This is a genomic window from Chitinophaga sp. YR573, assembly GCF_900110995.1.
Classification (GTDB): domain Bacteria; phylum Bacteroidota; class Bacteroidia; order Chitinophagales; family Chitinophagaceae; genus Chitinophaga.
In genome coordinates this window covers 224,557-249,608 of the sequence record NZ_FOJF01000001.1, presented here as the reverse complement: position 1 = coordinate 249,608, position 25,052 = coordinate 224,557, and the positions used below count along the sequence as shown (strand labels likewise).

At 42.0% G+C, this 25,052-nt stretch carries 20 protein-coding genes; 13 read left to right on the top strand and 7 right to left on the bottom strand.

What is annotated here, in order from left to right; translation table 11 throughout:
* Positions 1-59 precede the first annotated feature (59 nt).
* The 3 genes from BMW86_RS01130 to BMW86_RS01120 form a co-directional block, all read right to left on the bottom strand.
* Positions 60-644: a hypothetical protein gene (locus BMW86_RS01130; protein WP_089778148.1), complete on the bottom strand. Its 585-nt coding sequence runs from the start codon at positions 642-644 to the stop codon at positions 60-62.
* Between the two features lie 62 nt (positions 645-706).
* The gene (locus BMW86_RS01125) at positions 707-1,306 is read right to left on the bottom strand and encodes a Crp/Fnr family transcriptional regulator (protein ID WP_089778146.1); all 600 of its coding nucleotides are present in this window, start codon (positions 1,304-1,306) and stop codon (positions 707-709) included.
* Between the two features lie 119 nt (positions 1,307-1,425).
* Positions 1,426-4,608, bottom strand: a complete 3,183-nt coding sequence (locus BMW86_RS01120; protein ID WP_089778144.1) for a zinc-dependent metalloprotease — start codon at positions 4,606-4,608, stop codon at positions 1,426-1,428.
* A gap of 298 nt (positions 4,609-4,906) precedes the next feature.
* Here BMW86_RS01120 and BMW86_RS01115 point away from each other — a divergent pair, with 298 nt between their 5' ends.
* The 7 genes from BMW86_RS01115 (at position 4,907) to BMW86_RS01080 (ending at position 11,459) form a co-directional block, all read left to right on the top strand.
* Positions 4,907-5,905, top strand: a complete 999-nt coding sequence (locus BMW86_RS01115; RefSeq protein ID WP_255372822.1) for an SDR family oxidoreductase — start codon at positions 4,907-4,909, stop codon at positions 5,903-5,905.
* Positions 5,906-5,912: 7 nt separating this feature from the next.
* Complete coding sequence (locus BMW86_RS01110; protein WP_089783509.1) at positions 5,913-6,842, top strand: NAD(P)H-binding protein; 930 nt, start codon at positions 5,913-5,915, stop codon at positions 6,840-6,842.
* A 13-nt stretch (positions 6,843-6,855) separates the two neighbouring features.
* Positions 6,856-7,782 carry a helix-turn-helix domain-containing protein gene (locus BMW86_RS01105; protein WP_089778140.1) on the top strand — a complete coding sequence of 309 codons (927 nt, stop codon included), beginning with the start codon at positions 6,856-6,858 and terminating at the stop codon, positions 7,780-7,782.
* A 392-nt stretch (positions 7,783-8,174) separates the two neighbouring features.
* Positions 8,175-8,441, top strand: coding sequence for a DUF3892 domain-containing protein (locus BMW86_RS33290; RefSeq protein WP_089778136.1), 267 nt, complete (start codon positions 8,175-8,177; stop codon positions 8,439-8,441).
* A 397-nt stretch (positions 8,442-8,838) separates the two neighbouring features.
* Entirely contained in the window at positions 8,839-10,287 is a 1,449-nt protein-coding gene (locus BMW86_RS01090) for an ATP-binding protein (protein ID WP_089778134.1), read from the top strand.
* 292 nt (positions 10,288-10,579) lie between these two features.
* Positions 10,580-10,966: a VanZ family protein gene (locus BMW86_RS33285; RefSeq protein WP_089778132.1), complete on the top strand. Its 387-nt coding sequence runs from the start codon at positions 10,580-10,582 to the stop codon at positions 10,964-10,966.
* 40 nt (positions 10,967-11,006) lie between these two features.
* Positions 11,007-11,459 carry a VOC family protein gene (locus tag BMW86_RS01080; RefSeq protein ID WP_089778130.1) on the top strand — a complete coding sequence of 151 codons (453 nt, stop codon included), beginning with the start codon at positions 11,007-11,009 and terminating at the stop codon, positions 11,457-11,459.
* A gap of 123 nt (positions 11,460-11,582) precedes the next feature.
* On the opposite strand, the gene BMW86_RS01075 is transcribed toward BMW86_RS01080, so the two are convergent.
* Both BMW86_RS01075 and BMW86_RS01070 read right to left on the bottom strand, forming a co-directional pair.
* Positions 11,583-12,341 carry an SDR family NAD(P)-dependent oxidoreductase gene (locus tag BMW86_RS01075; RefSeq protein WP_089778129.1) on the bottom strand — a complete coding sequence of 253 codons (759 nt, stop codon included), beginning with the start codon at positions 12,339-12,341 and terminating at the stop codon, positions 11,583-11,585.
* A 20-nt stretch (positions 12,342-12,361) separates the two neighbouring features.
* Positions 12,362-13,132 (bottom strand): SDR family oxidoreductase, encoded by a 771-nt coding sequence (locus BMW86_RS01070; RefSeq protein WP_089778126.1) that lies wholly within the window; start codon positions 13,130-13,132, stop codon positions 12,362-12,364.
* A 106-nt stretch (positions 13,133-13,238) separates the two neighbouring features.
* Here BMW86_RS01070 and BMW86_RS01065 point away from each other — a divergent pair, with 106 nt between their 5' ends.
* The 4 genes from BMW86_RS01065 (at position 13,239) to BMW86_RS01050 (ending at position 18,363) form a co-directional block, all read left to right on the top strand.
* Positions 13,239-13,595 (top strand): winged helix-turn-helix transcriptional regulator, encoded by a 357-nt coding sequence (locus BMW86_RS01065; protein ID WP_089778124.1) that lies wholly within the window; start codon positions 13,239-13,241, stop codon positions 13,593-13,595.
* A gap of 149 nt (positions 13,596-13,744) precedes the next feature.
* On the top strand, positions 13,745-15,172 hold the full coding sequence (locus BMW86_RS01060; RefSeq protein WP_143056448.1) for a hypothetical protein: 1,428 nt from the start codon (positions 13,745-13,747) through the stop codon (positions 15,170-15,172).
* Between the two features lie 39 nt (positions 15,173-15,211).
* Complete coding sequence (locus tag BMW86_RS01055) at positions 15,212-16,831, top strand: SAM-dependent methyltransferase (RefSeq protein ID WP_089778120.1); 1,620 nt, start codon at positions 15,212-15,214, stop codon at positions 16,829-16,831.
* A gap of 95 nt (positions 16,832-16,926) precedes the next feature.
* Positions 16,927-18,363, top strand: coding sequence for an amino acid permease (locus BMW86_RS01050; RefSeq protein ID WP_089778117.1), 1,437 nt, complete (start codon positions 16,927-16,929; stop codon positions 18,361-18,363).
* Between the two features lie 42 nt (positions 18,364-18,405).
* Here BMW86_RS01050 and BMW86_RS01045 read toward each other — a convergent pair whose 3' ends face one another.
* Positions 18,406-19,884 (bottom strand): amino acid permease, encoded by a 1,479-nt coding sequence (locus tag BMW86_RS01045; RefSeq protein WP_089778115.1) that lies wholly within the window; start codon positions 19,882-19,884, stop codon positions 18,406-18,408.
* A 230-nt stretch (positions 19,885-20,114) separates the two neighbouring features.
* Between BMW86_RS01045 and BMW86_RS01040 the strand changes: the two genes are divergently transcribed.
* On the top strand, positions 20,115-23,306 hold the full coding sequence (locus BMW86_RS01040; RefSeq protein ID WP_089778113.1) for a S41 family peptidase: 3,192 nt from the start codon (positions 20,115-20,117) through the stop codon (positions 23,304-23,306).
* A 96-nt stretch (positions 23,307-23,402) separates the two neighbouring features.
* The gene (locus BMW86_RS01035; RefSeq protein WP_218149088.1) at positions 23,403-24,410 is read left to right on the top strand and encodes a hypothetical protein; all 1,008 of its coding nucleotides are present in this window, start codon (positions 23,403-23,405) and stop codon (positions 24,408-24,410) included.
* A 195-nt stretch (positions 24,411-24,605) separates the two neighbouring features.
* Here BMW86_RS01035 and BMW86_RS01030 read toward each other — a convergent pair whose 3' ends face one another.
* The gene (locus tag BMW86_RS01030) at positions 24,606-25,007 is read right to left on the bottom strand and encodes a VOC family protein (RefSeq protein ID WP_089778112.1); all 402 of its coding nucleotides are present in this window, start codon (positions 25,005-25,007) and stop codon (positions 24,606-24,608) included.
* Between the last annotated feature and the right edge of the window lie 45 nt (positions 25,008-25,052).

The window sequence follows — 25,052 nt, the reverse complement described above, 5'->3', positions numbered from 1 at the left end:
GATCATATCTTAGTGTCTAAAAGTGGGCATAATTATGCCCACTTTTAGACAAATTCACTTTAAAAGCTGTATCCAAAATGAACGGTGGGAAAGAAAGAGAGTGTCTTTTGCCGATACTCTTTTCCCTGGATGGATGCGGACTGCGGATTGAGGTTAAAGGATAAAAATGATACCCAGGGAAAGATGTACAGACCTTTGTAACTATTGCTTTTACTGCCTAACATCCATCGGTATCCTACTCTCATGCTCAGAGAGACATTCGTAAATCTTTTAGTAAGATCATTGTCAGAACCGGAATCATTTGATTTTGGAGAGACCCGCTCACGGGAAATATTAGATTCAATGCCGAGCAATAACCCTTTTCTTTTTTGGAAGAGATAATCCATTTTAATGCCTCCTCCGTTGCTTCTGATGTCAAACTCATCATAGCCTGAGAAAGAGGAGGGTTCCTGGATCCCGTATACTCCTGCATCCCACCGGAAATGCCCCGATTGGTAGCCTACATGGGCGGAATAACCGTGAAGGATAAAGGCGATTGGATCCACTTCGAGTTCAAAATGGTTGTCATTTTTTTTGGTCTGAGCTACTGAAATGCGAACGATAATAAAAGTCAGAATAAGGCAGGTAATGTATTTTTGAAACATATAAACTTTTGCGCAAAATTATCCATAGGCAATCAGAAAAGGCATTAACAATTGTAAAGAAATTACTTCCGGCTTATCCTTTTACGTATGCGACTCAGGGATACCGGAGTAATACCCAGATAGGAAGCGATGATATGTTGAGGTACCCGCTGCAGTAATCCGGGATATTGATTGGAGAATTGGTGGTAACGTTCTTCAGGGCTATCCAGCAGGTGGGAAGACAAGATACGTTGCCCATTGATAAAACGTTGCTCTGCGACCACCCTTGCTATGATATGAAGGGCAGGAACTTCTTTATAAAGTGTTTGTAATGAACTGTGATCGATTGCCAGCAACGCACAATCTTCTAATGTTTCTAAGGTCTGGTTGCTCTTTGTTTGTAGCAGAAAACTCTCATAACAGCTTGCAAATAATCCTTCGGAAAAGATAAAACCAGTGATTTCCACATCTTCTTTTGTATAAAAAATACGAAGAATACCTTTATTGATAAAATAAATGCTCGTGGCGATCTGACCTTCTTTGGTTAGTTGGGTGCGTTTAGGCACTTCCATTGGGTTGAATCTCTGGCTAATCATCTGCCACTCAGAATCATTGAGGGGAATGATCTGTTCTAATGTTTTCCTGAAGTTTAGAAGCGGGTTTTCTATATCGTATCTTTCCATAAAAAATACGGCAAGGTATATAAATTCGCTTGTACCATCCGACAATAATTTATCTTAATAAAAAAGCCAGTACCTTTTTTGAGGTACTGGCTTTTCTGTATCGGGTTCTGTATTTGTCTTTATTGTTTAATGATCTTCGTCATATTCACTTGTTTTACTCCATTCTTAATCCTGATCATATAAACACCTGCAGGCAATGCAGAAATATCAAGCTGTGTGCTAACCGTGTTCACTTCACGACGCAATACCACGCGGCCATTCACATCAAACATACTCACCTCTGATTTCCCTTTTAAGCCTGGAAGATTAATGTTCACTACATTATTGGCAGGGTTCGGGAATACAGACACTTTTTGCGCATCGCTGGTAATAACATCAGTTTCGCGGCTGGCAGTACCTAATTGTACCCGTAATGTATAACAAGAGGTAGCACTATTGGCCCCATTGTAACCATACACCTGTGCATAATAGGTACCCGCACTAACAGTTCTGCTGATACTTTCACTGGTGGTGCTACCTGCCTGTGAAATAGCGACCTGTGTACCTGCACTGTTCAGCAGTTTCAGGTCATAATCGCCAGGCAACGTGCTCAATGTAATAGTAATAGTACCGCTGGTAGTGATCACAAACTTATAATTATCAATATCAGCACTTGGGCTGATCAGGCCAGTGACATTGGTATTAAATGGAATAGTTGCAGCACCGGCAATTGTTCCATTGGTTGCAGTATCCAATGTATTTGAACAACCTGTTGCGGTTAAGCTGGTGAATTGTGCAGTAGCATATGTACTGTTACCACCGGAACAATTTGTTCTTACTCTCCAGTCATATAATGTGGCTGATGTTAATCCGCTTAAATTAACAGATGTGGAAGTGGTTGCGGTTACAGCATTGATCCATGTTGCGGACGAATTAGCTTTATAATCTACACTATAACTCAAAGCACCGCTTGCGGCTGTCCAGCTAACAGTAGCACTGCTGGCCGTTATAGCTGAACTGGTTAAACCGGTTGGCGCATTACAAGGGGCTGTTGATATAGTGGTAAACTGTGCAGCTGAATAAGCACTGCTGTCGCTGGCGCAATTGGTCCTTACCCTGTAATCATAGGTAGTTCCCTGCGTAAGACCTGTTAAGCCCAGAGACGTAGCTGTTGTAGCTGTTGCAGCATTGATCCAGGTTGCAGATGAACTAAGTTTATAATCCACTTTATATGATACAGCGCCACTTACTGCTGTCCATCCTATTGTAGCCGATGTGCTGTCAATAGCAGAAGCAGTTAACCCTGATGGAGAAGCACAGCCTGAACCGGATGTGATAGTGAAGTTGGTATTAGAAATATCAAAGAAAATATTTCCTACGGCTTCTACTTTTATTCTTGCTGTTGTAGTGGGCGTATTAGGAATCGTTACAACCTCAGTGCCGTCATTAGGAGTGCTTGCCACTAATGTGCTGAATGTAGTGCCTCCGTCTGTAGAGATGGATATTTTTACATTGGCACAACTAACTGGTGCTGCTGTAGTACTCGCAACACTCCATGTTATAGTTTGTGATGAATTACCTGCCCATGATACAGCCGTATTAGGAGCAGTTACAGCAAAAGGTCCTGATGTATTGGTGACGGTTACTGTCATATCCGCAAAGTTGGTCTGCCCGATACTTACTGGTGCTGTAGAACTATAAGGAGCATTATCCCTTACAGTTAACCGGAAGGCCAAAGTTCTTGAAACGGAACTCAATGCTTCCGTATTAGCTCCCGCATCACCACCTGTTAACGGGCCGGATACTAAACCGCCTGCAAGAATGGTAGCCAGTTTGGGAAAATATCTTGTTGGTGACGTGGTAGGGGGAAATGAGATCCAATTGGGGCCGGATGCTTTGGTAGCGCTGGCCACACTGCTGGTTCCTGTTTGTGATGATGAAGCACTATTATTTTGCTCCCAGCAATACGTTAGTACGTCACTGGCATTGGCATCAGTAGCTGAACCGGTAAGTGCAAACGGGGTGCTGATAGGAATAGTAAAATTACTGCCGGCATTGACTACAGGTGTTGCGTTAGTACCGGATAAACTGGTAGTTACCGGGCAAGTCTTGCTGGTAAGATTAGACTGGATTTGTGCAATGGAAGCGGCATGAAAAATATCAATAGAATGTGGTGCAAGGTCCTGGCTGGTAATACCGGCATAACCCATAATGGTAATGCCTGAACCAGGTTCCACATTAACGCCTGTGCCTTCATTACTCATGGAGAAAGTATGGTTAGCACCCAACTGGTGTCCTACTTCATGCACTACATAGTCGATATCGAAATTATCTCCCTGTGGAATAGCATCAGCAGGAGAAGTAAAGCCACTCCCTTTTGAATTGTCGACACAAATGCAACCTATACAACCAGCGTTACCGCCACCGCCGGATGCACCGAACAGGTGACCAATATCATAATTCGCTGCACCAATCACAGAGGTCAAGGTACTTTGTAACTCGCTGTTCCATGCTCCGCCAGCGCCTGTACTAGCCGCGGAATATGGATCTGTTGAAGAATTATAATAGAACACGCTGGTAGATGCGGCGATCAGGTTAAGATGGATCGCGAGGTCCTTTTCATAAACACCATTGCAACGGGTAAGCGTAGCATTGACAGCCGCCAGCACCAATGAAACCTGTGAAGCGCTTGTGGCGCCAAAATAATTGGAGTATTCGGCAGTAACTGATTGAGCCAGTCGCAATGTTTTCATATCTCCGGTTGACCTGGCTGCAACATTTTTATCTATGTTAGCTAACATTTTTTGCTCCGGGGTAGAGCATTTCCATGGTAAAGTCTTCTGTTGTTTTTTGAACACAGTGTAAACAGTGTGGTCAGCAGAATAAGGTTCAATAAATTCATTTTCCTTTTCCGTACGGAAGACTACTGTCTGTATTCCCTGTGGAGAAATGCTCAACTTTAATGTAGCATTTTTATCGGTAATACCTTTTCCTGAAAATGCCCTTATTTTCGGAAACTGGGCCTGCAATGCGGGCTCGAAATTAGAAGCTTCTATAATTTCGAACTGTTCAATTTGTCCGTCTGCGTTAGGCAAAGAGATAATTGTTGAATGTGCTGACGTATTACCTACAGTTTTGAATACTTCATTCCGTAAAGGAGTTAAATTCAGATCAAATAATTTGAAGTCCGTCGGAAATGCAAGCCGGGCTACGGCTTTGTCGGTAACAATCCTGGCGGCATCTGTGTGTGGTCTCCAATAATCCTGTGCAAAGGATAGTGTACTGCACAACAATGCTGTTGCGAAGAGTAAAAGATTTCTCATGCGTAGTTTAGATTTAGGGTGAAAAAGGGTTATCTCTATAAATCTAGTTTAATTCACTGCGGTTGTAATTGTAGTGGTTTGGGTTATAAAAATCAGGCATATCCCGCCCCTTTAAACAATTTATAAAAAAAGAAACTTTTCCATGTGATCAAAAGTAGGTGTTAAACAGAGTTTACCGGACTTGAAAAGCTTTCAATTCCAATGACTTGAAGGCTTTTTAATAATCTGCGGAGAGAAGGTTACAACTTTCGACAGATGCAGTCTATCGTGGGATAGCTTTTTTCATAAAATCAGCCTGATGTTATTGTTTGTATGCATTTCAGGGTTTCGGCTAAACAAAAAGCAGATTTGGATAAATCGGGTTGACGGGTTTAAAGGACTTTTGTATCAACAAAAGAAAAACTTTATGCGTGTTTTTGTTACAGGAGCCACAGGCTTTATAGGTACTGCCATTGTGCAGGAATTAATAGGTGCCGGTCACCAGGTATTAGGATTGGCCCGTTCGAATGCATCAGCCCAAAAACTGATCGAAGCAGGTGCAGAAGTTCATCGCGGTGATCTGGAAGATCTGGATAGCCTGCGGACTGGCGCCGCAGAAACCGATGGCGTTATCCATGCCGGGTTTATCCATGACTTTACCCGATTCAAGGAAGTATGCGAGGTAGATAAAAAAGCCATCGAAACCATCGGTGAGGTACTGGCCGGTTATAACCGCCCATTCATTGTTACTTCCGGCACGGCGTTGGTCAGCCCGGGAAGGCTGGCTACGGAAGATATCATTCCGCCTTTTAACCCGGCCTGGCCGCGTGTTTCTGAGCAAACAGCGGATAACGTAGCTGCATTGGACGTGCGGGCGGCTGTCATTCGTTTGTCTCCATCGGTCCATGGTGATGACGATAAGCATGGATTCATTCCGATACTGATCAACACTGCCCGCGAAAAAGGGTTTTCAGCTTATATCGGTGAGGGTCTTAACTGTTGGAACGCCGTGCATCGCTTAGATGCCGCAAAATTGTTTCGTTTGGCTTTAGAAAATGCAACACCACGTGCTCGTTATCACAGTTGCGCTGAGGAAGCGATTACGGTCAGGTCTATTGCAGAGGCGATAGGCAAACAACTGAATATCCCGATAAAATCAATAGCTCCTGAAGCTGCTGCCGAACATTTTGGCTGGTTCTCACCCATGGCCGGAATTGACTGCCCGGCTTCGAGTAAATTAACCCGGGAACGTTTGAACTGGCAACCAATACATTCAACATTGCTTGCTGATATTGAGAATGGCATTTACACGAAATAAAGGACTTATGAAGATCATTATAACTGGTTCCTTAGGGAACATCAGCAAACCGCTGACAGAGATATTAGTTGCGCAGGGACACACCGTGACCGTGATAAGCAGCGACTCCAAAAAACAGGACGCTATAGAGAAATTAGGCGCGAAGCCGGCGATAGGCTCAATTTCCGACGTCGCTTTCCTCTCGGAAACTTTTAAAGGAGCAGATGCAGTTTATGCTATGATCCCGTTGAGTTTTACCGAACCCGATCTGGGCTATTATTTGCGCCAGACGGCGCAAAATTATGTGCAGGCTTTGAAAGATACTGGCATCAAACGTGTGGTGGTTATGAGTGGCTGGGCGGCAGACCTGTTGCGTAGCGAAAACGTCGAGGATGTTTTTGATGGCCTGGCGGCGTCCCTTACGATCATGCGTCCCGCGTCCTTTTACACCAATTTTTACCAGTCGATGAACCTGATCAAAGGCAAGGGGCTAATCGGCAAATTCCTGACGCTGCGTTATTCCGGCCTTTGGGCACTGCTGACAGGGAGAACTGGCCTGCTGATGGGAAACTACGGTGGGGACGACCGGACTGTTTTCGTGTCGCCGAAAGATATCGCTGATGCCGTGGCAGAAGAATTGTTGCTGCATCCCGAAAAGACCACCATTCGTTATGTTGGCAGCGAGGAAATGACCTGTAACGAAGCGGCCAGGATCATTGGCATCGCTGTTGGCAAACCATGGTTGAAATGGGTACTGCTGTCGGACAAGGAAATGCTGCAGGGGTTGAAAGCGGCCAAAGTACCGGAAAAACTCGCCGAAACTTTGGTGGAAATGCAGTCAATAGTGCACAGCGGTAAAACGCTCGCAAATTTCCATCGGAACCATCCCAAAATGGGTAAGATAAAACTGGCCGATTTCGCCAAAGAATTTGCTGAAGTCTATTATAATAAGCGATAAATTCATATTGCATATGAAAAAACATCAGCTTTTTCGTTTCAAAACGATCACCGAATATCATCGGGCCGCAGGTCTGCCTAAGCCGGCGCACCCATTGATCAGCGTGATCCACATGGATGACATTACTCTGCCGGTCGCCGAGATCCCTTTCAGCCTGATTTATGACTTTTATTCTATTTCCCTGAAAAAGGTATCGCCCGCCAAATTCAAATACGGACAGCAGGCCGGTGACTTCGACGAAGGTGTGTTATTCTTTATGTCACCCGGACAACTATTTGGTATTGATACCCCTGTTGATATGGCTACAGTGAAACGCCCCGAAGGTTGGATGATCCTGATCCACCCGGATTTTTTATGGAACACAGCGCTGGCCAAAACCATCAAACAATATGAGTACTTCAACTATTCGGTCCATGAAGCGCTGTATCTTTCCGATAAGGAGGAAAATATGCTCACTGCCATCGCCAACCAGATAGAACAGGAGTACCATGCAAATATTGACCGGTTCAGCCAGGATGTAATTATCGCACAGCTGGAACTCCTGCTGACCTATTCGGAAAGATTTTACCAGCGCCAATTCATCACCCGCAAGATTGCCAGTCATGAACTGCTGATCCGGCTGGAAGATTATCTTTCCAACTACTTCAACAGTGGTGCCCTGGCCAAACAAGGCCTGCCCAGCGTGACCAGTATAGCGGAAGCATTAAATATCTCACCGGGTTACCTGAGCGGTTTGCTTAAATCTTTGACAGGCCAAAGCACACAGCAACACCTGCACAACAAACTAATCGATCTGGCCAAGGAAAAGTTGTCAACCACAAACCTTACGGTCAGTGAGATCGCCTATGAACTGGGATTTGAGCATTTACAGTCTTTCAGTAAACTTTTTAAAACCAAAACCAGTCTTTCACCTTTGGAATTCAGACAATCGTATAATTAATTGCTGATCTGTGCAACAATGCACACTATGTAGTATTGTCTGGCGGTTCGAGTCCTGGCAAGGGGGAACAAAGATTTCAAGTTTGGGGGATAATTTAATCTTTTCGTTTGCATTATAAAATTCCGTTGGAGATGAATACCTTTTTAAAGAAGAGGAACTGGTATGACACCGCGTTTCCCCAATACGGCCATTCATGTTTTCCGGGTCTTTCAATGTAGTCATGCGGTGTTCTGTTTTCCAGTAAAAGCCTATGCAGTTCGCGGTTAGGAGTTATCATCAAAATACCGATCATCAAAAAAATACCGGAAAAATCCCCTCCTTCCAATTAACAGGATCTCCATAATTTCGTTGTCAGATTTTCTTTCAATTGTTCACACCAAAAATTTAATCTTATGGCAGATGTTCAAGTTACCTGCATCAACAAAAATTCTCGCGAAAGCTCTCATGAAGGCATCACTCATTTAGGAGGAAGTACATGGAAATGGACAAGAAGCGAAGTAATAACGTCTATCGAAAATGAGACTAACACATTTTATACGATGATAGGAGGCAAAAGGGCTAATGTCGGAGTGGTAAATGGTTCCAATGGGAAATATTTGAGAACATATGCAGACGGCCTATGGAACGATAATTTACTAGCATTACCGGAGTGCTCATAAAACATAAGCTATCCCAATGCTACTATTTTACTAAAGGGGTCATTGTTGATACCTTTATTTTCCCAATTTCCTCAAGCTTTAAAGCCTTCAAATCTTTCGACTTGAAGGCTTTAAAGCTTGAGGGTTGTAGGGGACGAAGTTCAAACCGAATCGTAGATGATTATAATGAAATTCAGCGTTTTTGTGGAAGGATATTTTCTATGATCAGATTTGTTAATCATCTGGCGATGCAATAATTTCATATCAAATAAGTATAAGTCCGGTGTCTCCTCACACTTAATGGTTTCAATGAAAAGCAATATTAAATGTGAGTATTGTATGAAAATGCTTATGCTCATATTGGAGCCATTGTAAAAAAAACTAAAGTAAGTTAGGAGTAGAATTAAAGACATAACGAATGAGTAGTTGGAAAGATATCGCAATGCAATTATTAAGTAAAAGCTTAGAACCTATTCCAATGGAGTTAAATGAACTTGATTGGAAAACTGATATTTCAGATAATGGTAACAGGCTTGCACAACATATTTCGGCCTTTGCTAATTATCCGGGAGGTGGATTTCTTGCATTTGGTATTAATAACAATGGTCAGTCAATTGATTTGAGCAAGGAAACGATGGATATTATCATTCAAAAAATGGGAAATATCGCGCGTAATAACCTGGCTCAACCAATAGGTATAGACCATGTAGTAGCATACTACGATGGAACACCGGTTTTATTTATTCATATACCAGAGTATCAGGATAAGCCTGTTCATCTGCGAGGTAAAGATGTATATGAAAGCTATAAGCGTTCAGCAGGTCAAACTGTAAAAATTTCCCGACAGGAAGTTAAACATCTAATTGCTGCATCTACAGGATTAGACTATGAAAACAATATTGCTGCCACTCGAATCGACAGCGATGAGGTATTAAAGATGCTGGATTATGACCGGTATTTCACGTTGCTTGATAAGCGATTACCAGATACAAAGCAGGCCATTCTTGAAGCATTAACTGATGATGGATTGGTTAAAAGAGCAGGATCTAATTGGGATATCACTAACCTGGGAGCTATTCTCTTCGCTAAAGATTTAAGTGGATTTAAATCGTTGCAGCGGAAAGTTGTTCGGGTAATTATATACAAAGAGAACAGTCGCGTAAATGCTATAAAAGAGGAGGAAATTCTAAAGGGATATGCTACAGGCTTTGAAGGCATGATTAGTTATATTATGGATCAGTTACCTACGAATGAAGTAATAGAAGCCGCGTTGCGGCAGCGATTGAAAATATATCCAGATAGGGCTATCCGTGAATTTGTGGCAAATGCAATTATTCATCAGGATTTATCTATTACTGGAGCTGGTGTAATGGTAGAAGTATTTAAGGATAGAATTGAAATAACTAATCCAGGTGTACCATTAGTTGATACCAACCGGTTTATTGATACTGCTCCAAAATCAAGAAATGAGATACTTGCTTCACTCATGCGTCGCCTTAATATCTGTGAAGAAAGAGGCAGTGGTGTGGATAGAGCAATTGAAGTAATTGAAGAGTTTCAGCTTCCTGCTCCTAAATTTATCAGAGGAGACGAGTATACCCGGGTTATTTTATATGCCCCCTTACCATTAACAAAAATGAATAACGAAGACAGGATTAGAGCCTGTTATCAACATACTTGTCTGCATTATGTCAATAATGAAGCTGTAAATAATCAGTCAGTACGAAGGAGATTTAATATTAATAAAAACAATGTATCGTTTGCATCTAAAATTATTACTGATACAATTGATGCGGGCTTTATTAAACCTTCTGACCCAGACAATATATCAAAAAAGTTTGCCTCATATATTCCTTATTGGGCTTAAGTTTATTTCATTGGAATATCCTGATTTGGCTTTATATTAACATAATATATTGATTTTTAAATAGTTATTATTTCATTGAGAAATCCTAAAAACAAATTACAAGTACTCACCCAAAACAAAAATTCCGCATCTGGCTCCCTGTAAGTGTAGTAAAAATGCGAGTCCGCTACATGGGCTTTTCAAGGAAAAATCAGCGAGGTAAAAATACTGGGGCTGAAATGATAACTCCTACACTCTAATTTTCTTCTCATCGGATTTTTTTTTAATTTAACGTACTCAACTAAAGGCGCCGATGAAAAAAAGAACCATTTTAATCATAAGCTTCAGCCTAATATTTCTTTTTACCGCCTACAATGAGCTTAGCTTAAGATCTTATCTTTACAAACACTCCATTAAACCCCATTTTCTCGCAGAGTCACTGCCCAATTTTCTGGCTGTAATTCTGTTTAGTTTTTTATTTTCTATTATTGAATATAAAAAAGCAATTGCCACGCCTCTACGACAATCAATAAAGACGACTATATCGATGGTTATATACGAATTTGCACAATTTTTAATTCCAGGAAGAACTTTTGATATCCAGGATATAGCAGCGTCAATATTAGGCGGCATCTTTTCGTACTTATTTCTATTACTAATCTCTACCTACTGTAAACCGGATCAAAAGAGTTCCCAATAGAAAATCAGACAAGCGGTAAACTTTAATAAAAGAAAGATTTATGATGCAAAACAAATTATTAAGAATGGATAATGTAGGGATCGTTGTTGAATCCCTCGATAAAACGATTTCATTTTTCCAGGAGATCGGCCTGAAGCTGGAAGGCAGGGCTATGATAGAAGGTGAATGGGCAGGTAGTGTTACCGGCCTTGGCGATCAAAGCGTGGAAATTGCAATGTTGGTCACTCCCGATGGCCACAGTCGATTGGAGCTTTCTCAATTTATCAGGCCGGCAGTTGTTTCCGATCATCGCGCAGCCCCGGTAAATGCGCTGGGCTATCTGCGTGCAATGTTTACCGTTGAAAACATTGATGAGTTGGTGACAAGGCTTAAAGAAAAACATAGTGCCCAGGTAGTTGGGGAAATAGTTCAGTATCAAAATTCTTACCGGCTTTGCTACCTGCGCGCAGCCGACGGTCTGCTCATCGGTCTGGCCCAGCAACTTATTGCCTGACTATTTATTCCTGGAACTGATCAGCCCTGAAAAATGTGATGTTAACCATGTCTTAATTGTATAAAAAAGGGATGATCTTTCAATCATCCCTTAAACGGACTACCGGGAACGAATTAGTGCGATTTAAAAACCATACATACCACCCGAAACGGAAATTTGCTCTCCCGTAATCCACGCTGCATCATCAGAAGCAAGAAATACGGCAGCTTTCGCAATATCTTCGGGCTGACCTCTACGGCCAAGCGGTGTATTGGCAACAAACATTTTCTCATACTCACTGCCAGTAGTGACGCCCGCACTATGTGCACCTTCTGTTTCCGTAGCGCCCGGCAAAATAGAATTGATACGAATGTTTTTTGCACCGAGTTCTTTCGACAAAGCAATCGTTATGGCATCTAATGCCGCTTTAGTTGCAGAGTACAACGAGGCGGCCGGAAGAGGCATTTTGCTTGCACCCGAACTGATATTGATGATATTACCACCCTTATCGCCAAACAGTTTCAAAGATGCCTGGATAGCAAGTACAGACCCCAAAACATTGACGTTGAAATGCTGATGAAAAGATTCTGCTGTTACCTGTTCAATAGGAGTGTATCCCTGATAGGCCGCGTTGTTTACCAAAATATCCAACGTGCCGAAAGCCTTCTTTGTTTCTTCAAACAATCTGATTACATCAGCTTCTTTCGATACATCGCCCTGTACCGAAATGGCTATGCCTCCATTGTCGGTTATGGCTTTCACCACTTTATCCGCTCCTTCTTTGCTTGAAGAATAATTTACAACAACCTTTGCGCCTGCTGCCGCAAAATGTTTTGCAATAGATGCACCTATTCCTTTTGAAGCACCGGTAACTACCGCTACTTTATTTTTTAATTTACTCATTATTTCTGTTGTTGATAAGGTTATTTCACTAAGAAAGCATTAGCCATACCGCCATCTGCTAAGATATCGGCGCCTACAATGAATGTTGAATCGTCAGAAGCTAAAAATACAGCCGTTTTTCCGATCTCAGCCGGAGTCCCCTGCCTGCCAAGCGGCGTAAGATCTATCCAGATTTGCTTCACCTGGTCCACCAGATCCTGCGGTACCATCTTTCCAAAAACCGGTGTATCAATTGAGCCAGGCGAAATTGTATTCACCCTTATTCTCCTTGACAATAAATCGAGCGATAAGCCTCTGCCCAATGAAATAACGGCCGCTTTTGCAGCAGCATATATCGTCGCTCCGGGAGCAGCCCGATGTGCAGCGTTCGACGCGATCAGTATAATGGAAGCGCCGTCATTTAAATAAGGAAGCGATTTTTTTACAGTGAAATAGGCGCTTTTTAAATTCAGGTCCATATAGCGGTCGTAACCTTCTTCCGTTACATCGGTTATCGTCATCAGGGGAATCCCGTCCACAACGCCACCTGCATTCACTACCAATGCGTCTATCTTCCCAAACTTATCAGCCGTAGTCCTATACAGGTTCTCCAGGTCATCAAGATTTGTTACGTCTCCTTTTACACCTATAAAATTACCACCCAGTGTTTCAACAGCACTGTTCAATGTAGTCTCATTTCTTCCGGCGATTGCACCGACTGCACCTTCATTTTTAAAAGCTTCAGCAATACCAAACCCGATACCACTATTGCCACCCGTAATTACGGTAACCTTGTTTTTCAGTTTACTCATTATTTCTATTATTTAAGATTTGAGCAACAAAGCTAGATTACTAAAGTTACTTTTAGTAACTTTGTACTGAAAAGTAACGGTAACATCGGTGTAACAAAGTAACATTATGAGGTGTAAAATAGAAGAGTTCCAACAGGAGCAAAAGAAAAGAATGAGAGCTGTTCAGGATTCAATGGACGCGCTGAATGGGAAATGGAAGATTCCTATTATTTCGTCTATTTGCTGTTACGGTAAAAGGCGATTTTCCGATATTTTGAACGATATAGAAGGAGTTTCCAACAGAATGTTGAGCAAAGAATTAAAGGAATTAGAAATAAATCAGTTGATCAAACGTACCATTTTAGATACACAACCCATAACGGTTCAATATGAACTTACAGACCACGGCAATACGTTACAAACCATCATCAGCAATCTTACAGATTGGGGAATTGTACACCGAAAGAAAATTGTCGGGAAATAATGTTCGTTCTTTGTTGGGCATCATCCTGCCAATGTTCTTTATCAAAAGGCAAATGGAGTGCTTATTGGGAACGTTTATGATTGAAAAAATTTTCTCTTGCTATTGATATGAATTTCTACTAATATTATGAGATAAAATAACCTTGCCTCTTGGATCGATCACAAATTCCGAAAACTCATAGTAACTCGTCCTCATCGAACGCTGACCAAACGGCGAAAGGCGGAAAAGCGATGCCTGCAGTACCTGTGCAGCCGCTATCTGAAAAAGAATATACTGAGAAGGACGCTTCAACAGCTGGCTTAGCACCATTGCAGGCGCAGGCAGATGGTACAGGGGAGATTAAACCGTTTCATCTCGCCAATACATTCACCGGACAAAGTGATTCTCCACAAAAACAACGTTCACAGGAGGCATGGCATGTGGTGCAGCAAAAAAAGACGCACGTTGCTGGAGCCATGGTGGATCAAATGGGAAACAGCAGCAAAAATTCGCCGGCTCCGATTCAAAAAAGAGACTTTATACCTTTTACCAGTATCAGAAATAGATCAAATGTGTCTCAGTTAAAAAATGCAGTACAGGGTGGTGTTATACCGGCGGGGTATAAGGAAATAGAGAAAAATACTGGTCTTTATAATGCAAACAGAGTATATAATGGGAATACTTATGAAAAGGAAATAGATGTGGCTGATAGTAACCTTAAAACAGCCATTGCCGGGTATATTGCTGAAACAAGAGTAATTGGTAATAACTTAAAACCAAAACAATTTTTTGACAAGGTAGTCAACATGATAGGGCCACCTAATGATAAAAAATGGAAAGAGCCGGGGGAGAAAGAAAAGTTTATTGATTCTGTCAGAGCGCATCTTGATAGTGATAAAGCTAACGATAATTTTGATACCGTGCTTGGCACGCGGCATAAAGCGTCAACATATGCAAAGGCATTTAATGCAAATAGGGAAAATTTCCGGGATAAAGGTTATATAGGATTTATTGATCCATTCGTTGTCGTGCACAAGATGAAAAAGGATAAAGACGTCTGGACTTATAAAACCGTTTTCTCAAATTCCGCCTTTGGATATATAGTTGCTATAGAAGATCCCACCATTGGAAGAGGAGAAATTAAACCACAAGACACAGATAAGCCTCCAAAAGCAGATTCCTATGAGGCCTTGCAGAATGTTCCACGCAATAATCCAAACGACACATATATTTATTCTGCAGCACATCGTAACAGCAAAATTTCCGACGATTTGGCTGCGAAGGGAGCCAACGATGAACAAGGGAAGTACCATGAACGCTTTGATGCGATAACAAGATTAGGGGCAGAAGGGGCTCGCTTTATGGCTATAGAGAAAGCAGGTGATAAAGTGCAATGGGATACCCGATTTTACGGTACCAAAAAATATTACGAATACGGTGGACTGTTAAATAAGTGGGGAGAGTGGTTTGGTCGGGCCTATGGCGTCGACAACGCAACAATGACAGCCGAAATAGATGCGAGGGGTACTGCCATCGGCGCTAACCATCCAAGACTTGGTGTGGATTTTATGTTAGCAACAGACGATTTTGCCAAATAGATAGGATCTCCGATTGAATGAATTGATTAAAAGACCAACATGATAGCAAGCAGCGAACAAATAGAATCTGTCATTATTGAGGAGAAATGCCGTTTTTCTCAGTCCAGGATCTGGAATTTGCAACGCCTTTTTTTTAATCAGCAAGGCACTAAAGCCTGGAGCAAAGGGATTGTACCGCATTATGTAACCAGTAATCCTTACATCGCCGCGTGTTATGCGAAACTGACATATGCATACATCAGTGATCTGATAGCTCAACACAGCGAAAGTACCCCGACGTTTGACCTGCAACATCCAATATATATAGTGGAACTAGGAACAGGTTCAGGCCGTTTCTCATTTCATTTCATGAAATGCTTTTTTGATATTTTGGACCAATCTGCACTCAGAAAAATTAAAGTGATCTATGTAATGTCAGACTTTGTCCAATCTACCATCAACGATTGGTTAGTGCATCCACAATTACAGGATTGGGTGAAAAAAGGCAGACTTGACTTTGCAACTTTTGATGCAATTGAAAGCCAGTCGTTTGAATTAGTGATTTCAGGCGAGTCCATCTCAAATACAACGCTCAGAAATCCACTGATTGTAATTGCCAACTATTTCTTTGACACACTTCCTGTCGACGTTTTTTCTATCTGGCAGGGAAAGTTGTCTGAAGCGCTTGTTTCTATCAGCATACCCAAAGAAAAGGCAAACATTGATGAAGCGGAGCTTATTCATCACATTGCTTTGAGCTATAACTATGAGGAAGTAGACGATGTTTATTATAAAACGTCAGCATTTAATGAAATATTAAAACAGTATAAAGATGCGTTGCCAGATACCTGCATCAATTTTCCTATTGGTGCATTACACTGCCTGCAAACGCTCAATAATATTGCCAATGGTGCTTTAATGGTCCTTACGGCAGATAAAGGAGTGCACCAACAAAGCGATCTTCTTTTTCAAAACGAACCATATCTGGCCTTACATGGTGGATGTTTTTCGTTAACGCTAAATTATCACGCCATCGGAGAGTACTTTAAAAATAATAAAGGCATTTTTCTGTCAACAACACATGCGCATGCAAGCATTGATATCTGCTTGCTATTATCAGGGAAAAATTCAGCTGATTTTATAGAAACAAAGATCGCCTATGAGCTATGTGTCGAGCAGGGCAGCCCCGATGATTTCTATTTGCTCACGTCAGCGATAGCCGGAAAAGACACCTCTTTTTCCTTGCCTCAAATGATAGCCTTGTTAAGGCTGAGCCGCTGGGATAGTGCAATATTCATTAATAATTTTATGCCTGTAATTGAAAATGCAGGCGATTTATCCGATACCCTGAGACAGGAGCTTTATTTTGCATTATATAAAATATGGGATAATTATTTTTATATAGGGGAAGAAACGGATGTTTGCCTTTATATTGGAATAGTATTATGTAAGATGCATTATTACCCGGATGCCTTAAAATTCTTTGAGTATTCATTATCTCTCAAAGGAGCGAATACAGCCGCTCTATATAATATTGCCCTGTATTATTATGATTTACGGCAACTTGATAAATGTTTGGATACGATTGAACAAGCACTTCATTTACAACAGGATTTTAGCCCTGCCATCGCTTTGAAAATGCGGGTTGTTGCCGGGATGCAACGTTTAAAAGAACTTTAAACGTATTAGCTATTGAATCCTTGCTAAAGAATATATTAAGTCTATTAATTTTGTAGAGTAATCGTAAGGGCATAACTTTGCCGCAAACTATACCCGTGTTAAAAAAATCAATCGAGAGCCTTCAGCGGGAAGCTGCACAAACGGGCGGGAATACACTGAAAAGAAGTTTGGGTGGTATTAACCTGATAGCCATAGGGATAGGTGTTATCATAGGCGCCGGTCTGTTCTCTTTAACAGGCATTGCGGCGGCTAATAATGCCGGTCCGGCCGTGATCCTTTCCTTTGTACTGGCAGCCGTAGGCTGTGCCTTCAGCGCCCTCTGTTATGCAGAAATGGCCTCTATGGTGCCTGTTGCAGGTAGTGCTTATACTTACGCATATGCTACGCTGGGGGAACTGTTTGCCTGGATCATAGGCTGGGACCTGGTGCTGGAATATTCTGTAGGCGCCGCTACAGTAGGGATCAGCTGGTCTAAATACCTGGTTACTTTCCTTAGCAGGTTCAATATCCATTTACCAGCACAGCTGGTGGCTTCTCCTTTTGAACTGATCACACTGGCAGATGGTACACAGATCCATGGCTATATTAATTTGCCTGCTGTATTGATCATCGTCTTTATTACTTCTATCATTATATGGGGAACCAAAGGCTCTGCCCTGTTCAATGCTATTGTAGTAGCATTAAAGGTAAGTGTGGTACTGGTGTTCATTGCACTGGGCTGGCATTATATCAATCCTGAAAACTATAAACCATTTATTCCTGCCAATAACGGGGAGTTTGGGCATTTCGGATGGAGTGGTATATTACGTGGTGCCGGTGTGGTATTCTTTGTATTCATAGGGTTTGATATCGTGGCTACAATGGCGCAGGAGACGAAGAATCCTAAACGGAATATGCCTATAGGGATTTTAGGCTCGCTGATAGTATGTACGATATTGTTTGTGCTGTTCGGATATGTAATGACCGGATTAGCGCATTATACGGAGTTTAAAGACAGTGCAGCACCAGTGGCGATAGCTATAGCACATACGCCTTATGAATGGCTGTTTATGGCTGTTATTGCGGCTATCCTGATAGGGTATACTTCGGTGATACTGGTAGACTTACTGGGGCAATCGAGGGTATTTTATTCTATGAGTAAAGACGGGTTACTGCCAAACGTATTTTCTCACTTGCATCCGAAGTTTAACACACCATTTAAATCCAATATCGTGTTATGCGTGTTCATCAGTTTGTTTGCCGGACTGGTACCCATTCAGGTAGTAGGGGAGATGACGAGTATCGGTACGTTACTGGCGTTTGTAATGGTATGCATAGGAGTATTGATACTAAGAAAAACACAGCCCAATATTCCAAGACCTTTTAGAACTCCATGGGTGCCTGTTGTACCTATACTGGGTATTCTGACCTGTTTAACCATGATGGTGGCACTGCCCCTGGATACATGGATCAGACTGATAGTATGGCTGCTGATAGGTTTTGCGATCTATTTCGGGTACGGGAAGAAGCACAGTAAATTAAGAAATAGTTAGAAACCTGCTTTTTGTTGTATACAACAAAAAGCAGGCTGTCTTTTATAAATGCGGGTTTAACGGATCTTTAGGAATGTTCACAATACCTTTACGTATGAGTGAATGCTTTTTACTATAGAAGAAGTAAATAGCCAGTCCCAGTATCATCCAAACGGCTAAACGGATCCAGGTATCCAGCGGTAATGATACCATCATTAAAACACAAATGATAATGCCTGCTATTGGTACAAAAGGTACCCATGGAGTTCTAAAAGGGCGTGGAGTAGCCGGATCCGATTTTCTCATTACCATCACGCCAATGCAAACCAGTACAAAGGCAAATAATGTTCCGATAGATACCATTTCGCCCACCACTCTTACCGGTACAAAAGCAGCAAATAAACTCACGAATACTGCGAATAATATATTTGATTTATACGGAGTCTGAAATTTCTTATGAACTGCAGAGAATGTTTTAGGGATCAATCCATCTTTTGCCATTGTATAAAAGATACGGGATTGCCCCATAAGCATTACCAGGATCACTGAAGTATAACCAGCCAGTATTGCCACTATAATGGATTCCTGTAACCAGGCATAGGGAGTTTTTGCGATGGCTACTGCAACAGGTGCAGCACTGTCTTTAAACTCCGTATAATTTGCAACACCTGTCATTACGTGAGAAAATAATACATACAATACTGTACATACCAGCAATGAACCTATTATCCCTATTGGCATACCACGTTTAGGATCTTTTGCTTCCTGTGCGGCAGTTGAAACTGCATCAAAGCCAATAAAGGCAAAGAATACCACACCGGCACCACGTAATATACCCGACAAGCCAAATTCACCGAATGTACCTGTATTGGCAGGAATGTAAGGGGTATGATTGGCAGGATTGATAAAGCCCCAGCCAACAGCTATAAAAACTAATACAACAGCTACCTTAAGCACCACCAGTAAGTTATTTACAAAGGCTGATTCTCTTGTGCCGCGAATCAATAATAGCGATAAGCATACAATGATAAATACAGCAGGAAGATTCATGATACCATGTACCTCGGTGCCATTAGCAAGCATGATACTCTCCCAGGGCGACTTTGTAAATTGCGGAGGTATTTCCATATTGAAATAGTGCAAAAATTTAGTCAGATACTGCGACCAGCTAATGGATACTGTTGCTGCACCTAATGCATATTCCAGTACCAGGTCCCATCCGATTACCCAGGCTGTAAATTCACCCATCGTTGCATAGGAATAAGTATAAGCAGAACCGGCAATCGGGATCATACTTGCAAATTCAGCATAACATAATCCTGCAAAAGCACAACCTATAGCACCTATTACAAATGATATGGTAACAGCCGGACCTGCATTATTAGCAGCGGCCAGACCGGTAAGTGAAAATAATCCTGCCCCTATTATTGCCCCTATCCCCATTGTAACCAGATTGAAACTGCTTAAAGTGCGTCTTAACGTACTTGTCCCGGTTTCAGCGGCTTCGTTCAGTAATAAATCTAATGGTTTCTTAAATTTCATAAAGGTTATTGGTGTTTTGATATTAATTGAAGATATTCAATTGATTACGATTTAGTCTTTTGTCCTGGGTTATCTATTTTTAAAGAACCGAATATAATAATAGATAATGAGGATTTTCCAAATAAAAAAGACAGCTCTTTTCTTGCCTTTACTGTAGCCGGTAAACCACTTATCATTTAGTAAAATTGAAACAAGGCTGCGATTTAATATATTTACTTCATTAACTGCTTATGAAAAGATTACTACTTGCTTTTACAGCCTGTTGTATGGCTGTTGGCGTCCATGCCCAGGACAATGCATTATGGCTGAGATATCCCGCTATCTCTCCTGATGGGAAGACTATTGCCTTTGGCTATAAAGGAGATATCTACCGGGTAGATGTTAATGGCGGCGTTGCTGTGCCAGTGACTATCCATGAGGCTCAGGATATGATGCCGGTGTGGAGTCATGATGGGAAACAGATTGCTTTTGCCAGTGACCGTTATGGCAACTTTGACGTGTTTGTAATGCCTGCTACGGGTGGAACTCCTGTGCGGCTTACTTATAACAGCGCCGGAGATTATCCGTATGATTTTAGTCCGGATAATAAGCAGGTGCTGTACGGCAGTGCCAGGAATGCACCGGCTACTGCTATCCGTTTCAGTTCTCATTTATTCAATAACCTGTATACAGTACCTGTTGGTGGTGGCAGATCTGTACTGGTAAGTGCTGCCGGTGCGGAGAATGCACATTACAACAGTAAAGGTACTCAGCTGGTATTCCAGGACAGGAAAGGGTATGAAGATCCCTGGAGAAAACATCATGTATCTGCGGTAACACGTGATATATGGATCTATGATCTCAATACAAAATCTTACAAACAGATTTCTGCTTATGAAGGAGAGGACAGAGAGCCTGTGTTTGGGAATAATGATCAGGTATATTATCTGAGTGAGAAGGGTGGTATTTCCCAGAACCTGTTTGTATATGATAAAGGTCAGTTGCAGCAGCTGACGCATTTTGATAAAAATCCGGTACGTCATTTATCCCGTGCTGATAATAATACACTTTGCTTTACTTATAACGGAGAGATCTATACGTTAAAAGAAGGACAGCAACCTAAGAAGATAGCTGTACAGGTATTGAATGATGGCCGTTATTTAACAGAGAAACATTTGCCTGTAAGTGGTAATGTGACTCAGTTTGCGATGAGCCCGAATGGTAAGGAGATGGCGTTTATTGCCCGTGGAGAAGTGTTTGTGACCAGTGTGGACAACAACATGACTAAACGTATCACCAACACCCCGCAGCAGGAAAGATCTGTGCAGTGGTCGCCTGACGGGAAACATTTAGTTTATGCAGCTGAGCGTAACGGTAACTGGGATATTTACCAGAGTTCGATAGTACGTGCAGAAGAACCTTATTTCTTTGCCGCTACCTTATTGAAAGAAGAACCGCTGTTAGCGACTGATGCGCAGGAGTTTCAACCGTTTTTCTCACCGGATGGTAAAGAAATAGCGTATGTGGAAGACAGAAATATACTGAGAGTATATAATATCGCTTCAAAGAAAAGCCGTACGTTATTACCTAAGGGTCGTAACTATTCTTACTCCGATGGAGACTGGGATTTTGCATGGAGCCCTGACGGGAAATGGATAGTAGTAGAAGATCATCAGGGATATGCGTTTGGGGTAAGTAATGCTGCGCTGATACCGGTAGATGGAAAAGGAGAGGTGATTTATCCTGTGATGAGTGGCTTTGGAGAGTCTGGTATTAAATGGGCCGCAGATGGGAAGATCCTGACATGGCAGAGTGAGCGTGAAGGTCGTCGTTCTCTGGCTAAACAAGGTAGCAGGGAAGTGGATATTTATGGGGTGTTCTTTGATCAGGAAACTTATGATCAGTTTAAATTATCTAAGGATGAATTTACTTTACTGAAGGAGAAAGGGGATACCACTGCCAAGAAAGATACGACTGCTGTTAAGAAAAAGTTCCAGCCTGATTTTAATAACCTGGAGAATAGAATCGCGCGTTTAACTATTAACAGCGCTTCTATCAGTGATTATGTAGTGAATAAAGATGCCAGTAAGATTTATTACACCGCTTCTTTTGAAAAGGGATATGACCTTTGGGTAACAGAACCAAGAACAGGAGATACGAAGATCCTGGCTAAGCTGAGTGGTACACAGGGAGATATTGTGCTGAGTAAAGATGGTAATTCTTTGTTTGTAAGCAACAAGGGAAGTGTAGTGAAAGTAGATGCTGCATCAGGTAAGATCACACCTGTGAATATCAATACAGAGTTTGAATGGAATGCGGATGCAGAGCGTCGTTATATCTTTGAACATGCATGGAAAGAAGTAAAGGATAAGTTTTATGATCCTTCTTTACGTGGACTCGACTGGGAAGGATATGCAAAGAACTACGAACGTTTTCTTCCGCATATCAGTAATAACTACGACTTCCAGGAATTGCTGAGCGAATTACTGGGAGAGCTGAACGGATCACATACAGGTAGCCGTTATTATCCTTCAAGTCCTAATGGGGATATTACAGCCGCGTTAGGGTTATTGTATGATGAAACGTATACCGGCAATGGTTTGAAAGTGGATGAAGTGATTGCAGGAGGACCTTTTGATAAGGCTGCCAGTAAGCTGAAGAAAGGGAATATCATTGAACGTATTAACGGATCGGAGATTACTTCTCAGGCCGACTGGGCCACATTGCTGAACCGTAAAACAGGAGATAACATCCTGGTAAGTATTACGGATGGTCAGCAGCATTGGGATGAAACAGTGAAGCCTATCAGTGGTGGAGAAGAAGATGTGCTGATGTACAAACGTTGGGTGAACAGGATGCGTGTGATGGTAGATAAACTGAGTGGTGGTAAAGTAGGATATATCCATGTACAGAGTATGAACGATGCCAGCTATCGTTCTGTGTATGATGAAGTGATGGGTAAGAACAGGGATAAGCAGGCGTTGATCGTAGATACCCGCTTTAATGGTGGTGGCTGGTTACATGATGACCTGGCTACATTCCTGAGTGGTAAGCGTTATCTGGATTTCGCTCCGCAGGGGAATAAAGTGAAAGGTGGAGAGCCGGAAGGCAGATGGCAGAAGCCTAGTTGTGTGATTATGAGTGAAGGGAATTATAGTGATGCGTTCATCTTCCCATATATTTATAAGCAGAACGGATTGGGCAAGATAATCGGTATGCCGGTAGCTGGTACAGGTACGGCGGTATGGTGGGAAAGGCAGATAGATCCTTCCCTGATCTTTGGTATCCCTATGATTGCCACTATCGGTAAAGAAGGGCGTCCTACGGAGAATCTGCAATTAGAACCGGATATTAAAGTACCGTTGAGTTATGAAGATAATTTAAGCGGGAAGGATACGCAGCTGGAAGCTGCAGTGAAGGAGATGATGAAAGAGATTAAATAATTGATAAGATAAAAGACCGGACTTGTTCCGGTCTTTTGTTTTTGATTAACTTTATCAGGATAGAAAACTCTTTTTGAACCCACAATTAACCCACGTATGAGAATCCTTCTAAATGGTCTTTTTCTGACCTTGCTATTAAGCGCCTGTGCTAAAAACAAAGAATCACTTAAGTTATCAACCGATTTAGCTGTGGCAGCAGCAGGAGCGCCATCTGACCCTGCAAGGGCTGCGTTAAAAACACTTATTTCCAATGTTACAACAGCTACCGCTAAAGTGTACAATGCCAAAGATAATGTGGGGCATACCATGGATTGTGCGAAGATCATTGCTAACCCAAGTGGTGGTTTTATTGCTGTGTATCATACTTATGTAAACGGGTCCGCGAAGGTGAACCTGGCTACATCTACCAATTTACTTACCTGGACATGGATCAGAGAACTGGCGGGAAGTAATACAGGGTCTGCTTCTCAGCCTACTATTAAAGTAGCTTCTGATGGTGGATTTGTGATGGCCTGGGAACAGGAGCCGAGTAATCATTTGAAATTTGTGTATTTCAAAAACTGGGCAGATTTGCAGAATGGGGTGGTGAATAAGAGTTATGAAGCATCGCGTACGCTTTCTTCCTGTGCGGAAGGAACGCCTAATTTGTATGCTGCCAGTAGTACACGTTTAGATGTGGGATTTCATTATTATGCCAATTGTGATGTGGACAGGCAGGCGAGAGGAACACTGACGAACTTTAACAACTGGAGTGCGGCTACACAGTCGAATTTTGACAATGCGTTATTGTATTGGGGAGTGGCAGGGAATATCGGAGACCGGGATGGGTATCTGAATTACCAGGGGTATAATTTCGGATTGATAGAGGGGCAGTTTACGAAGGGGGATTTTGGGACCTGGAGGACGTTTATCTATGATTATTCTACAGGGAATGCAGAGCAATTGAATATACAGACGAATGGGGGAAGTTTGGCCTTTGCGAATCCTACATTTACGGATGTGGTGATTAACGGTCAGCATGCAATATTAGTAACATTGTTTGTGCCAAGTGAGAATTCGGCTGCGGGAGAAGCGGGGGAGTTGATCTATTATAAGACGTACTAAGAACAGTTCTTTAACAGGTCCTGATCAGGTCTTGATCAGGAATAAAAGAGGTTCATCCTCCGTTTATCCTCCGTTAATTAACGGAGGATAAACGGAGGATGAACCTCTTTTATTCCTGTTTTGTACCTCTTCAAGGTATTAAATAAGAATAGGCTGTCATACATTGACAGCCTGTCTGGTTTTAGAATGGTATTATCAGGCGGTACCGTTAATCATCCATCTTGTGCCGAAGCGGTCTACAAAGTGACCGAAGAAATCTCCCCAGAATTGTTTTTCCAGTGGCATGAGAACATTTCCTCCTTTCGATAATGCGTTGAATACACGTGTGGCTTCAGCTTCCCCGTCAATGGAAATTGACAGTGATACGGAATCTCCGTATTTGAGTTGTTGTCCGGGGAAGCTATCGGATGCCATGATGCTGTTATCTCCGAAATAGATAACGCCGTGTAAAACTTTGTTTTTGTAGTCTTCTGGTGCGTTCATGTTAGGATTATCGTAACGGCTTACTATTTCTACTTTACCGTTGAGGATATCTTTATAGAAATTTAATGCTTCTTCGCAGTTGCCCTGGAAGTGCAGATAAGGTACCAGTTTCATACAGTGTTTATTTTTCTAAACAAATGTAATGGGTATTGGTTCGGG

Bases quoted from the DNA above. Each gene is read 5' to 3' on its own strand.
- BMW86_RS01070 (WP_089778126.1), bottom strand. From the start codon at position 13,132: ATGAGTAAACTGAAAAACAAGGTTACCGTAATTACGGGTGGCAATAGT.
- BMW86_RS01115 (WP_255372822.1), top strand. From the start codon at position 4,907: ATGTTATTGTTTGTATGCATTTCAGGGTTTCGGCTAAACAAAAAGCAG.
- BMW86_RS01030 (WP_089778112.1), bottom strand. From the start codon at position 25,007: ATGAAACTGGTACCTTATCTGCACTTCCAGGGCAACTGCGAAGAAGCA.
- BMW86_RS01090 (WP_089778134.1), top strand. From the start codon at position 8,839: ATGAGTAGTTGGAAAGATATCGCAATGCAATTATTAAGTAAAAGCTTA.
- BMW86_RS01045 (WP_089778115.1), bottom strand. From the start codon at position 19,884: ATGAAATTTAAGAAACCATTAGATTTATTACTGAACGAAGCCGCTGAA.
- BMW86_RS01130 (WP_089778148.1), bottom strand. From the start codon at position 644: ATGTTTCAAAAATACATTACCTGCCTTATTCTGACTTTTATTATCGTT.
- BMW86_RS01105 (WP_089778140.1), top strand. From the start codon at position 6,856: ATGAAAAAACATCAGCTTTTTCGTTTCAAAACGATCACCGAATATCAT.
- BMW86_RS01035 (WP_218149088.1), top strand. From the start codon at position 23,403: ATGAGAATCCTTCTAAATGGTCTTTTTCTGACCTTGCTATTAAGCGCC.
- BMW86_RS01080 (WP_089778130.1), top strand. From the start codon at position 11,007: ATGATGCAAAACAAATTATTAAGAATGGATAATGTAGGGATCGTTGTT.
- BMW86_RS01040 (WP_089778113.1), top strand. From the start codon at position 20,115: ATGAAAAGATTACTACTTGCTTTTACAGCCTGTTGTATGGCTGTTGGC.
- BMW86_RS01120 (WP_089778144.1), bottom strand. From the start codon at position 4,608: ATGAGAAATCTTTTACTCTTCGCAACAGCATTGTTGTGCAGTACACTA.
- BMW86_RS33290 (WP_089778136.1), top strand. From the start codon at position 8,175: ATGGCAGATGTTCAAGTTACCTGCATCAACAAAAATTCTCGCGAAAGC.
- BMW86_RS01125 (WP_089778146.1), bottom strand. From the start codon at position 1,306: ATGGAAAGATACGATATAGAAAACCCGCTTCTAAACTTCAGGAAAACA.
- BMW86_RS01110 (WP_089783509.1), top strand. From the start codon at position 5,913: ATGAAGATCATTATAACTGGTTCCTTAGGGAACATCAGCAAACCGCTG.
- BMW86_RS33285 (WP_089778132.1), top strand. From the start codon at position 10,580: ATGAAAAAAAGAACCATTTTAATCATAAGCTTCAGCCTAATATTTCTT.
- BMW86_RS01055 (WP_089778120.1), top strand. From the start codon at position 15,212: ATGATAGCAAGCAGCGAACAAATAGAATCTGTCATTATTGAGGAGAAA.
- BMW86_RS01075 (WP_089778129.1), bottom strand. From the start codon at position 12,341: ATGAGTAAATTAAAAAATAAAGTAGCGGTAGTTACCGGTGCTTCAAAA.
- BMW86_RS01065 (WP_089778124.1), top strand. From the start codon at position 13,239: ATGAGGTGTAAAATAGAAGAGTTCCAACAGGAGCAAAAGAAAAGAATG.